Here is an 11990-nt window from a genome sequence, read left to right on the forward strand (position 1 = left end):
AAAAACGGGCTTGGACAGGCATCGACGGAGTTCCTAGCGTGGTGGTCGTCACTCCCCCCGCGACGAAGGAACCCTCGTGACCGACTACACCCCCACCGACCTGGCCGCCCAGCTCAAGAGCGGCCTCCTCTCCTTCCCGGTCACGCACTTCACCGACGACCTCGAGGTCGACGAGGGCGGCTACCGCAAGCACGTCGCCTGGCTCTCCGAGCACCCGGTCGCGGGCCTGTTCGCCGCCGGCGGGACCGGCGAGGTCTTCTCGCTGACCTTCGAGGAGACCGACCGCGTCGTGCGGGCCGCCGTCTCCGAGGTCAACGGGGCTGTCCCGGTGCTGGCCCCCGCCTCCGGCAGCACCCACAACGCCATCGCGCAGGCCAAGGCCGCCGAGGCCGCGGGCGCCGACGGCCTGCTGCTGATGCCGCCGTACCTCACCGAGGCCAGCCAGGCCGGCCTCGTCGAGCACGTCAGCCGGGTCTGCGAGGCCACCGGTCTCGGCGTGGTCGTCTACAGCCGCGCCAACGCCGTCTTCCACGACGTCTCCGTCGCCCAGATGACCGAGCGCAACCCGACCCTGATCGGCTTCAAGGACGGCGTCGGCAGCATCGAGCAGATGACGCGCACCTACGCCCGCGTCGGCGACCGGCTCATCTACGTCGGCGGCCTGCCGACCGCGGAGACCTTCGCCCTGCCGCTGCTGCAGCTCGGCGTGAGCACCTACTCCTCCGCCCTCTTCAACTTCGCGCCCGCCTGGGCGATCGAGTTCTACGACGCCGTGCGCGCCCAGGACCGCGACGAGGTCTACCGTCGTCTCAACGACTTCGTGCTGCCCTACCTCGACATCCGCGACCGCACCCCCGGGTACGCCGTCTCGATCGTCAAGGGTGGCCTCAAGGCCATCGGACGCTCCGCCGGCCCGGTCCGCCCGCCGCTCACGGACCTGCGCGAGGACGAGGTCGCCGAGCTCGGCGAGCTGATCGCCCGCATCTCCTGATCCCCCACCGCACGACCTCCCGAGAGGACGACATGACTGAGCCCCGCTCGATCATCGCCGGCGTCGACGCCGACCAGCCCGACGTCAGCGCCGCCACCACGGCCGCCGCGGAGGCCTTCGCCGGCTACCGCTCCACCACCCCCGAGCAGCGCGCCGCCTTCCTCGAGGCGGTCGCCGGCGAGATCGAGGCCGACAAGGACGCGATCATCGAGGCGGCCGTGGCCGAGAGCCACCTGCCCGTGCCCCGGATCACCGGCGAGGTCGGTCGCACCACCGGGCAGCTGCGCCTCTTCGCGGGCGTCGTCCGTCGCGGCGACCACCTCGGCGTGCGCATCGACCCCGCGCTGCCCGACCGCGCACCGCTGCCCCGCTCCGACATCCGCCAGCGCCAGGTGCCGCTGGGTCCGGTGGCGGTCTTCGGCGCCAGCAACTTCCCGCTCGCGTTCTCCACCGCCGGCGGCGACACCGCCTCGGCGCTGGCCGCGGGCTGCCCCGTGGTGGTCAAGGGCCACCCGGCCCACCCGATGGCCGGCTACCTCGTGGCCCAGGCCGTCGGCCGCGCCGTCGCCTCCTGCGGCCTGCCGGCCGGCACCTTCTCCTTCCTCCTCGGCCCCGGCTACGAGCTGGGCGAGGCGCTGGTCACCGACCCGCGCATCAAGGCCGTCGGCTTCACCGGCTCCCGCGGTGGCGGGCTCGCGCTCGTCGCGGCCGCGGCCGCCCGTCCCGAGCCGATCCCGGTCTACGCCGAGATGTCCTCGATCAACCCCGTCGTCGTCCTGCCGGGCGCGCTCGGCGGCGACGTCACCGCTCTCGCGACGGCGTACGTCGGCTCCCTCACGCTGGGTGCCGGCCAGTTCTGCACCAACCCCGGCCTGCTCTTCCTGCCCACCGGCCCGGAGGGCGACGCGTTCCTCGCGGCCGCCGGCGAGGCCGTGGCGAAGGCGAGCGGCGCGGTCATGCTCACCCCGGGCATCGCCGAGGCCTACCGCTCCGGCACCGACGCCCTGCGCACCGCCGGCGGCGTGCGCGTCGTCGCCCAGGGCGACGAGGCCGGGACCGACGCCCCCGCCCCGCAGCTCGTGGAGGCCACGACGCTCGACGGGCCGGTCATCGACGAGGTGTTCGGCTACTCCGGTGTGGTCGTCCGCTTCGACGACGCGGCCGACCTGATCCCTCACCTGGAGCGGCTCGAGGGCCAGCTCACGGCCACGATCCACGCGACCGACGCCGACGCCGAGGCGGCCCGCGCGCTGCTGCCGGTGCTCGAGCTCAAGGTCGGCCGGATCCTCTTCAACGGCTGGCCGACCGGCGTCGAGGTGGGCCACGCGATGGTGCACGGCGGCCCGTTCCCGGCGACGTCCGACTCGCGCACCACCTCGGTGGGCAGCCTGGCGATCGAGCGCTTCCAGCGCCCGGTGGCCTACCAGGACGTGCCCGCGTCGGTGCTGCCCGAGCCCGTGCGCGACGACAACCCGTGGGGCCTGGCGCGCCTGGTCGACGGCGACCTCCAGCTGCCATGACCGTGACGATCGCGCAGGTCGAGGTCGTCCCGGTCGCGGGACACGACTCGATGCTGCTCAACCTGAGCGGGGCGCACGCGCCGTACTTCACCCGCAACCTCGTGATCGTCACCGACAGCGAGGGCCGCGAGGGGCTGGGCGAGGTGCCCGGCGGCGAGGCGATCCGGGCGACCGTCGCCGACGCGGCCGAGCTGATCGTCGGCCGGCCGGTGGCGACGTACCGGTCGCTGCTGCGCGAGATCGCCCGGCGCTTCGCCGACCGCGACTCCGGCGGACGCGGGCTGCAGACCTTTGACCTGCGCACCACGGTGCACGCCGTCACCGCCGTGGAGTCGGCGCTGCTCGACCTGGCCGGCCAGGAGCAGGGCGTGCCGGTGGCCGAGCTGCTCGGCGACGGCCAGCAGCGCACCCACGTGCCGATGCTGGGCTACCTCTTCTACGTCGGCGACCCCGACGCGACCGACCTGCCCTACCTGCGCGAGCCCGACGGCGCCGACGACTGGGAGCGGCTGCGGCGCGAGCAGGCGCTCACCCCCGAGGCGGTCGTCCGTCTGGCCGAGGCCACGCAGGAGCGCTACGGCTTCACCGACTTCAAGCTCAAGGGCGGCGTGCTGCCCGGCGAGGAGGAGGTCGCGGCGGTCACGGCGCTGCACGAGCGCTTCCCGGACGCGCGGATCACGCTGGACCCCAACGGCGGCTGGCTGCTCGCCGACGCCGTGCGGCTGCTGAAGGGCCAGGACCACGTCCTGGCCTACGCCGAGGACCCGTGCGGCGCCGAGGGCGGCTACTCCGGGCGCGAGGTGATGGCGGAGTTCAAGCGGGCCACGGGCCTGCGGACCGCCACCAACATGATCGCCACCGACTGGCGCCAGCTGGCGCACGCGATCCGCACGGACGCCGTCGACATCCCGCTCGCGGACCCGCACTTCTGGACGATGGCGGGCTCGGTGCGCGTCGCGCAGCTCTGCCACGACTTCGGCCTCACCTGGGGCTCGCACTCCAACAACCACTTCGACGTCTCCCTGGCGATGTTCACCCAGGTCGGCGCGGCCGCTCCCGGCGAGATCACCGCCCTGGACACGCACTGGATCTGGCAGGACGGCCAGGGCCTCACCCAGGAGCCGCCGCAGATCCGCGACGGTGCGATCGAGGTGCCGACGACGCCGGGCCTCGGCGTCCGCCTCGACCGCGACAAGGTCGCCGCCGCGCACGAGCTCTACCGCGAGCACGGGCTCGGGGCGCGCGACGACGGGATCGCGATGCAGTACCTCGTGCCGGGCTGGAGCTTCGACCCCAAGCTCCCCTGCCTCGTGCGCGCATGACGCGCGTGCTGCAGGTCGGCGCGCTCAAGCCCGCCCTGGCCGAGCAGCTCGTGGCGACGTACGACGCCGACGTGCTGCCCACGGACGACGCCGCGCGCGACGCCTACCTCGCCGAGCACGGCGAGCAGGTGACCGCGGTCGTCACCTCGGGCCGGTTCGGCGTCGACCGGGCGCTGATGGAGCGGCTGCCGGGCCTGACCGCGATCGTGAGCTTCGGCGTCGGCTACGACACGACCGACGTCGCCGCGGCCATGGAGCGCGGGGTCGCGGTGTCGCACACGCCCGACGTGCTGACCGACTGCGTCGCCGACACCGCCGTGGGGCTGGCGATCGACGTCATGCGCGGGCTGCCGGCCGCCGACCGGTACGTGCGCCGGGGCGCGTGGCCCACCGGCGGCGACTACCCCCTGACCCGGCGGGTCTCCGGCGCGCGCGTCGGCATCCTCGGCCTCGGCCGCATCGGGATCGCGATCGCGAAGCGGCTCGAGGGCTTCGGCTGCGAGATCAGCTACCACTCCCGGCACCGGGTCGACGGCTCGCCGTACGACTACGCGCTGACGCCGGTCGCGCTCGCCGAGGCCGTCGACCTGCTCGTGGTGGCCACCTCCGGCGGGCCGGCGTCCACGCACCTGGTCGACCGCGACGTGCTGGAGGCCCTGGGCAGCGACGGGTTCCTGGTCAACGTCGCCCGCGGATCGGTCGTCGACGAGAATGCTCTCGTGGACCTTCTCCTCTCCGGCGGTCTGGCCGGCGCCGGGCTCGACGTCTTCGCCGACGAGCCACACGTCCCCCAGGCCCTGCTCGACCTGGACAACGTGGTGCTGCTGCCGCACCTGGCCAGCGGCACCGTCGAGACCCGGGCCGCGATGGTGCGGCTCACGCTCGACAACCTCGAGAGCTGGCTGGCGCGCGGGGAGCTCCTCACCCCCGTGCCCGAGCTGCTCGCCTCCTCCGCCCGCGGGTGAGCACCGGCGAGGCGCTGCTCGTCGCGCTCGCCGGGGTCGGGGCCGGACTCACGGGGTCGGTCGCGGGGCTGGCGTCGCTGATCAGCTATCCCGCGCTGCTGGCCACCGGGCTGCCGCCGCTGGCCGCCAACGTCACCAACACGACGTCCATGCTCGGCAACGCGGTCGGCACCACGATCGGCTCACGACGCGAGCTGGTCGGGCAGTGGCGGCGCCTGCGCACGCTGATGGTCCTGTGCGGCGCCGGCGGCTCGGTGGGCGCCACATTGCTGCTGGTCACGGACCCGTCGGTCTTCGAGGCGGTCGTGCCGTGGCTGGTCGCGCTGGGAGCGCTGCTGCTGCTCCTCGGCGACCGGCTGCGGGCCTGGTCGCTCGCCCGGCGCCGGGAGCCGACGACCGCCAGCCGCTGGCGCGGCCACCTCGTGGTCGCCTCGATCGGCGTCTACGGCGGCTACTTCGGCGCGGGCGCCGGCATCATCATGCTGGCCGCGCTGGCCCTGCGCACCACCGAGCCGCTGGCGGTCACCAATGCGGTCAAGAACGTCACGACCAGCACCGCCAACCTGGTCGCCGCGCTCGCCTACATGGTCGTCGCGCCCGTCGACTGGGCCGCCGCGGCCGCCCTCGCCAGCGGGTCGCTGGTCGGCGGCTGGATCGGCCCGCAGCTCGTGCGGGTGCTCCCCGAGAAGCCGCTGCGGATCGGCATCGGGCTGGCCGGCCTCGGGCTGGCGGCGTACCTGCTCCTCGCCTGAGCCGCCTGACAATTGTCACGCCGGACCCGTGACGCTCGGGCGAGGCGACGGGGCACCGCCGCGACGACGCTGGAGGCATGACCACCACCCTCGCCGGCGACGTCCGGCCCCCCGCCCTCGAGCCCCGCCCCGCGGCCCTGCTCCTGTCCGGCGTCACCCGCAGCTTCGGCGACGTCCACGCCGTGCGCGGCATCGACCTGCGCATCGAGCCGGGCGAGGTCGTCGCCTTCCTCGGCCCCAACGGCGCGGGCAAGACCACCACGCTCGACATGGTGCTCGGCCTCGGCCGGCCCACCAGCGGCACCGTCGAGGTCCTCGGACTCGAGCCCCGGGAGGCGGTCGCCCGCGGCCTCGTCTCGGCGGTCATGCAGTCCGGCGGCCTGCTGCAGGACCTGACCGTGCGCGAGACCGTCCACTACGTCGCCAGCCTGTTCCCCCACGCCCGGCCGGTCGACGCCGTGATGGAGGACGCCGGCATCACCCGGATCGCCGGCCGCGTCGTCGCCGCCTGCTCGGGCGGGGAGCAGCAGCGGCTGCGCGTGGCGCTCGCCCTGCTGCCCGACCCGGCCCTCCTCCTGCTCGACGAGCCCACCACCGGCATGGATGTCGAGGCGCGGCGCTCCTTCTGGTCGACCGTGCGCCGCGACGCCGCGCAGGGCCGCACGGTCGTCTTCGCCACGCACTACCTCGAGGAGGCCGACCAGTACGCCGACCGGATCGTGCTCGTCGCCCAGGGCCGGATCGTGGCCGACGGCACCAGCGCCGAGGTGCGCGCGCTGGCGTCCGGGCGCATCGTCCGCGCCACCCTGCCGGCGCCGTCGCCCGCCGTGCTCGCCTCGCTCCACGACCTGCCCGGCGTCGACTCGGTGGAGGTCCGCGGCGAGCACGTGATCGTCCACGCCGACGACAGCGACGCCGTCGCCCGCCACCTGCTCACCCACACCCCCGCCCGCGACCTCGAGATCACCGCGCGTGGCCTCGAGGACGCCTTCCTCACCCTCACCCAGGAGCGTCCCGCATGAGCACCACCACCAGCCCCACGACCGGCCGCCGCGTGCCGCCGCTCGGCGGCTTCAACCCCACCGTGCTCGGCCTGGAGCTGCGACGGATGCTGCGCAACCGGCGCACGCTCTTCTTCAGCCTGGTCTTCCCGGCGGCGCTGTTCCTCTCCTTCGGCACCCAGTCCGACTGGGACCACAGCGTCGGCAACGGCAACGTCGCCGCCTACGTCCTGGTCTCCATGGCGCTCTACGGCGCCGCGCTGATCGCCGCGTCCAGCGGCGCCTCGGTCGGCGCGGAGCGCGCCCTCGGCTGGTCGCGCCAGCTGCGGCTGACGCCATTGCACCCGGCGGCGTACGTCGTGACGAAGACGCTGGTCGCACTGGCTCTGGGCGCGGTGGCCATCACGACGGTCAACCTCGTGGGCGTGGTGCAGGGCAAGCCGTTGATGGCGGTCGGCACCTGGCTCGCCTGCGGGGCGCTGACCCTGCTGTGCGTGCTGGTGTTCGCGGCGCTCGGCGTCTTCGTCGGCTACCTGATGCCGGGTGAGAACGCCATGCAGGTCCTCGGCCCCGGCCTGGCGATCCTGGCCTTCCTCGGCAACGTGTTCATCCCCATGGACGAGAGCTCGCTGGTCTACCGGATCGCGGAGTGGACCCCGATGTTCGGCGTCGCGGAGATCAGCCGCGCCCCGCTGACGGGCGACCTGGCCTGGGGCGCGGTGCCCAACGCGGTCGGCTGGCTGGTGGTCTTCGTGGCCGGGGCGGCGTGGCGGATGAGCCGCGACACCGCACGGGTCTGAGCGGCACTACGGTGACGAGCGTGAGCACCGCGACCGAGCCGGCGCAGGCCGGCGCCGGCATCGGCCGGGCCGCCCCGTTCTTCGCCGGCATCTGGCTGTTCTTCCTGGTCCCGCCGCTGACCGAGGCCTGGGCCGACCGCGACGAGCTGCGGGGCGCGCTGGGCATCGCGGCCACGCTGGTCTTCGCGTCGGTCTACCTCAGCCTGTGGCTCGGCACCGGCGACGGTCGCCGGATGCGAGGACGTCCCGGGCTCCCCCGAGCGCTGGCCCACCTCGGCGTGCTGACCGCGCTGGGCGTGGCGATGGTCGCCCTGATCGGCACGTCCGGTGCCGCCAGCTCGCCCTTCATCGCGGTCAACGCGGTCATGGTGCTGCCCGTGCGCCGGGCGGCACCGGTGGTGGCCGCGCTCGTCGTCGCCGACATGGTGCTCTTCCAGGTCACCGACTCCCGGAGCCCGACCGAGCTGGTGTTCGCCGTGCTCGCCGCCTCCGTGGCCGTGCTGGGGGTGCGCACCATCGTGTCGCGCAACCACCAGCTCCTCCAGGTCCAGGAGGAGAACGCCCGCCTCGCCGTCGACCACGAGCGCAGCCGCTTCGCCCGCGACCTGCACGACATCCTGGGCCACTCGCTGACCGTCATCACCGTCAAGGCCGAGCTCGCCGGGCGCCTGCTGCAGAGCGACTCCTCCGTGGCCACCGACCGCGCCCGAGCCGAGGTCGCCGACCTCGAGCGGCTCAGCCGCGACGCGCTCGCCGACGTACGCCGTGCGGTGACGGGCTACCGCGACGTCACGCTCCCCGCCGAGCTGACCCGCGCCCGCATGGTGCTCGAGGCCGCCGGCATCGACGCCGTGCTGCCCGGCTCCGTCGACGACGTGCCGACCGAGGCCCGGGAGCTCTTCGCCTGGACGGTGCGCGAGGGCGTCACCAACGTCGTGCGCCACTCCCGTGCCCGCACCTGCGAGGTGCGGCTCTCCGCCACCGGCGCGGAGGTCCGCGACGACGGGTCGGGCGACGGTTCGACCTCCGACGGCCCGGGCTCCGGGCTGCTCGGCCTGCGCGAGCGGGCCGGCGCGATCGGCGCCACGGTCGTCACCCAGCGGCTCTCCCCCGGCTTCTCGCTCCAGGTGGTGCTCGGATGAGCGGGACCATCCGGCTGCTGCTCGCCGACGACCAGGCGCTCGTGCGCGGCGCCCTGTCGGCGCTGCTCGGCCTCGAGCCCGACCTCGAGGTCGTCGCCGAGGTCGGCGCCGGCGACGAGGTCGTCCCGGCCGCGCTCGAGCACCGACCCGACGTCGCCCTGCTCGACGTGGAGATGCCCCGCATGGACGGCATCGAAGCCACCGCCGCCCTGCGCGTCGCGCTGCCGACCACCCGGGTGCTCGTGGTGACGACGTTCGGCCGCCCGGGCTACCTGCGCCGCGCCATGCAGGCCGGGGCCTCCGGCTTCGTCGTCAAGGACACCCCCGCGGCGCAGCTCGCCGACGCCGTGCGCCGGGTGCACGCCGGCCTCCGCGTCGTCGACCCCGCCCTCGCGGCCGACAGCCTCGCCGCCGGGGAGTCGCCGCTCAGCAACCGCGAGGCCGAGGTGCTGCGGGCCTCGCGCGGCGGAGCGCCCGTGGCGGCCGTCGCCCGCCAGCTCCACCTCTCCGAGGGCACCGTCCGCAACCACCTGTCCGCGGCGATCGGCAAGACGCTCGCCGCCAACCGCACCGAGGCCGTCCGCATCGCCGACGACAACGGCTGGCTCTGAGCGCTCAGGCCAGCGCGGCGGCCACCCGTGAGCGCGGACGGCCGAGCAGGTCGCACATCCGACGGCCGACGGCCACGACCGCAGGCAGGTCGACGCCGGTCTCGATGCCGAGGCCGGCCAGCATCCACAGCAGGTCCTCGGTGGCGAGGTTGCCGGTGGCGGACCCGGCGAAGGGGCAGCCGCCGAGGCCGCCCGCGGAGGAGTCGAAGCAGGTGACGCCGGCGTGCAGCCCGGCGTGGACGTTGGCGAGGGCCTGCCCGTAGGTGTCGTGGAAGTGCAGCGCCAGCAGGTCGGCGCCGACCCCGGCCGAGGCATGCGCCTCGACCAGCCGGCCGACCTGGCCGGCGGTGCCGACCCCGATCGTGTCGCCGAGCGACACCTCGTGGACCCCGGCGTCGACCAAGGCCCGCGACACGTCGGCGACGGTCTCGGCCGCGACGGCTCCCTCCCACGGGTCGCCGAAGCACATCGAGACGTAGCCCCGCACCGTCAGCCCCTCCGCGAGCGCCGACTGCGTGACCCGCTGGGCCGCCTCGAGCGCCTCGTCGCGTCCGGCGTTGAGGTTGCGGCGGGCGAACGTCTCGGTGGCGCTGACGAACACCGCCACCGACCGGGCGCCCGACGCCAGCGCCCGGTCGAGACCTCGCTGGTTCGGCACCAGCACCGGGTACGCCGTGAGGTCGTCGCCCAGACCGGCCAGCACCTCCGCCGCGTCGGCGAGCTGCGGCACCCAGGTGGGCGAGACGAAGCTGGTGGCCTCGACGAGGGACAGGCCCGCGGCCCGCAGGTCCAGGACGAGCTGGACCTTCGTGGCGGTCGGGACCAGCCCGGACTCGGCCTGGAGGCCGTCGCGGGCTCCGACCTCGTAGACGTTCACCCGCTCGGGGAGGCCGGGCTCGCGCTGGACGTGCGGGCCTCGGGTGCTGGAGTCGCTCACGCCGTTCACCCGAGCAGGACCGGCACGGAGAGCACCGACACGTAGTAGGCCATGCACTGGACGCCCACGTGCATGCCGATCACCTTGTTCAGGATGCCGCCGATCAGGCCGACGGTGAGCATCACGATGACGCCGTAGAAGCCGCCCTCGTACATCGCCACGACGAGCACGAGACCGGCGAAGGCCCCGATGACTGCCTCGTGGCTCAGGCGCCGCGCCACGAAGAGCGCAGCACCGCGCGCGTAGCGGACCGTGAGGGGGTAGGCGACGAGACCCGCGAGCACGACGCCGACGAGACCGAAGATCAGGAACTGCGGCGCGGTGAGCATCGTGTGCAGGTTGTTCAGCTCGACCCCGTCGCCCCCCACGGTGTAGACCGGCGGTGCGTTGAACAGCGGGGCGGCGGCCCCGGCCGCGATCGGGCTCAGCGGAAGGCCGATCGCCACCAGCGGGATCAGCGTCTCGGCGAGGTAGGTGGAGTCGGTGACGCCGTTGCGGACCGAGATCACCCGGGTCAGGCGCTGGTAGGCGTGCTTGACGCGGGAGCCCACGACGTCGCCGACCAGGATGGCCATCGCCAGCGGGCTGACGACGAACGTCAGGCTGGTGACGGTGGCGGCGACGGCGGTGTCCCGGGTCTCCTTGCGGTTGAGCACGGTGAGCGGGTTCGGCATCCGTCGGCGGCCCGGCTCCGCTGCCTCGGGGGCGAGCCAGAAGGTCGGGCGGCGGTCGCGCACCAGCGACTGGCGGGTCAGGGGCGAGGACAGGCCGACGAGGTCGATGATCATCGGCCCGATCGCCAGGCCCACGAAGAAGCTGATCGCCAGCGTCTTGCCGGTCTCGGACAGCACGTAGCTGTTGAGCCCGGTGATCATGGCGGTGAGCGGCACCAGGGCCAGGACGGAGGCCCAGCGACCTCGCGAGAGGTAGGCGATCGCGATCGCGATCACCGGGAAGAGGTACGGCACGACCTCGCGGAGGTCGTCGGCGACGTTCGCCAGCAGGCTGGCGGCGAGGACCGCCACGGGCACGGCGATCAGCGCCGCGATGAGGGCCGCGGAGATCATCTTGCGCAGCGCGACGTGCGGGACGCCCAGGCGGCGCAGGTAGGTGGCCTCCTCCATCACCGCGATCGCCATGGTGTCGCCGGGGATGCCGAGCAGCGTCGTCGGCACCGCGTGGGTCATGTGCTTCGCCGCGGCCCCGGCGATGAAGAACGTCAGGACCCCCGCCGGTGGGACGCCCAGCAGCACCACGGCCAGCGTGAGCGGCGCCAGCGTGGCGGTCTCGTCGGTGCCGGACACCAGGCCGAGCAACGAGAAGATCACCGCACCGGCGAGCCCGGCGAGCAGCGCGGCGGTCAGGCCGTCGAGCACCTCGAGGCTCATGCCGTGCCTCCCCGGGGGCTCGTGGCGGCAGACCCGGCGTCCACGTCGTCGCCGGCGGCCTGCGCGGCCGTGCGCCGCTCCGCCTCGGCGAACACGTCGTACAGCCCGAGCCGGCGCATCTCCTCCTGCTCGGACTCGCTGAGCGCGTCCAGGGTGCCGAGGCCGAGGGGCAGCTGGGCGAGCTCCATGGCCGCCGCGATCTGCTCCTCCGGGTCGAGCTGGCGCTCGGTCACGATGCGCTTCGGCTCGAAGAGGCGCGCCGAGATGACGGCGGCGACCAGGCAGGCGGCGAGTCCGGTGAGCATCGCGTAGGTGCGGGCGAGGTCCTGGTTGTCCATCGTGGACGTGAAGAGCTCGCGGGCGCCGAGGAACGACGGGACGCTCAGCAGCACCCCGAGGGCGACGGCGATCTTGACGTGCCGCTCGTCGACGGTGTCACCCCAGACCTCGACGAGGTGGGAGTCGTCCTGTGTCTGGGCGCGACGGTCTGATGGGTCGTTCAACGTGTCTCCTGCGGAGTCTCGAACGTGGACGGTTGCGGACGGTGGGTGGCGCGGGCTC

12 protein-coding genes are annotated in these 11990 nt (G+C 74.1%); 9 read left to right on the forward strand and 3 right to left on the reverse strand.

Annotated features, from left to right (window positions below):
* Positions 1-76 precede the first annotated feature (76 nt).
* From kdgD to IRQ30_RS14440, 9 genes are all read left to right on the forward strand, one after another.
* Positions 77-991: a 5-dehydro-4-deoxyglucarate dehydratase gene (gene kdgD / locus IRQ30_RS14400; protein ID WP_193613649.1), complete on the forward strand. Its 915-nt coding sequence runs from the start codon at positions 77-79 to the stop codon at positions 989-991.
* A gap of 32 nt (positions 992-1023) precedes the next feature.
* Positions 1024-2511 carry an aldehyde dehydrogenase (NADP(+)) gene (locus IRQ30_RS14405; RefSeq protein ID WP_193613651.1) on the forward strand — a complete coding sequence of 496 codons (1488 nt, stop codon included), beginning with the start codon at positions 1024-1026 and terminating at the stop codon, positions 2509-2511.
* Positions 2508-3833, forward strand: coding sequence for an enolase C-terminal domain-like protein (locus tag IRQ30_RS14410; protein ID WP_193613653.1), 1326 nt, complete (start codon positions 2508-2510; stop codon positions 3831-3833). Before IRQ30_RS14405 ends, IRQ30_RS14410 begins: the two co-directional genes overlap by 4 nt.
* Positions 3830-4798 carry a 2-hydroxyacid dehydrogenase gene (locus IRQ30_RS14415; protein WP_193613655.1) on the forward strand — a complete coding sequence of 323 codons (969 nt, stop codon included), beginning with the start codon at positions 3830-3832 and terminating at the stop codon, positions 4796-4798. Before IRQ30_RS14410 ends, IRQ30_RS14415 begins: the two co-directional genes overlap by 4 nt.
* Entirely contained in the window at positions 4795-5550 is a 756-nt protein-coding gene (locus IRQ30_RS14420) for a TSUP family transporter (protein ID WP_193613657.1), read from the forward strand. The genes IRQ30_RS14415 and IRQ30_RS14420 overlap by 4 nt, the downstream gene beginning before the upstream one ends.
* Positions 5551-5627: 77 nt before the next feature.
* Positions 5628-6572, forward strand: coding sequence for an ABC transporter ATP-binding protein (locus tag IRQ30_RS14425; protein ID WP_193613659.1), 945 nt, complete (start codon positions 5628-5630; stop codon positions 6570-6572).
* A complete protein-coding gene (locus tag IRQ30_RS14430; protein ID WP_193613661.1) occupies positions 6569-7351 on the forward strand; it encodes an ABC transporter permease in 783 nt (260 codons plus the stop codon). Before IRQ30_RS14425 ends, IRQ30_RS14430 begins: the two co-directional genes overlap by 4 nt.
* A 20-nt stretch (positions 7352-7371) precedes the next feature.
* Entirely contained in the window at positions 7372-8493 is a 1122-nt protein-coding gene (locus IRQ30_RS24240; RefSeq protein ID WP_338089711.1) for a sensor histidine kinase, read from the forward strand.
* Positions 8490-9104: a response regulator transcription factor gene (locus IRQ30_RS14440; protein WP_193613663.1), complete on the forward strand. Its 615-nt coding sequence runs from the start codon at positions 8490-8492 to the stop codon at positions 9102-9104. Before IRQ30_RS24240 ends, IRQ30_RS14440 begins: the two co-directional genes overlap by 4 nt.
* Positions 9105-9108: 4 nt before the next feature.
* Here the strand turns inward: IRQ30_RS14440 and IRQ30_RS14445 are convergent, their stop codons facing one another.
* Genes IRQ30_RS14445 through IRQ30_RS14455 form a run of 3 tightly spaced genes read right to left on the reverse strand, consistent with a single transcriptional unit; the run spans position 9109 to position 11932 of the window.
* Positions 9109-10041 (reverse strand): hydroxymethylglutaryl-CoA lyase, encoded by a 933-nt coding sequence (locus IRQ30_RS14445; protein WP_193613665.1) that lies wholly within the window; start codon positions 10039-10041, stop codon positions 9109-9111.
* 5 nt (positions 10042-10046) lie between these two features.
* Positions 10047-11429 (reverse strand): tripartite tricarboxylate transporter permease, encoded by a 1383-nt coding sequence (locus IRQ30_RS14450; RefSeq protein WP_193613667.1) that lies wholly within the window; start codon positions 11427-11429, stop codon positions 10047-10049.
* A complete protein-coding gene (locus tag IRQ30_RS14455) occupies positions 11426-11932 on the reverse strand; it encodes a hypothetical protein (protein WP_193613669.1) in 507 nt (168 codons plus the stop codon). Before IRQ30_RS14455 ends, IRQ30_RS14450 begins: the two co-directional genes overlap by 4 nt.
* Positions 11933-11990: the final 58 nt, after the last annotated feature.

The sequence above is a fragment of the Nocardioides lijunqiniae genome, assembly GCF_015024225.1.
In the GTDB taxonomy this organism is placed as follows: domain Bacteria; phylum Actinomycetota; class Actinomycetes; order Propionibacteriales; family Nocardioidaceae; genus Nocardioides; species Nocardioides lijunqiniae.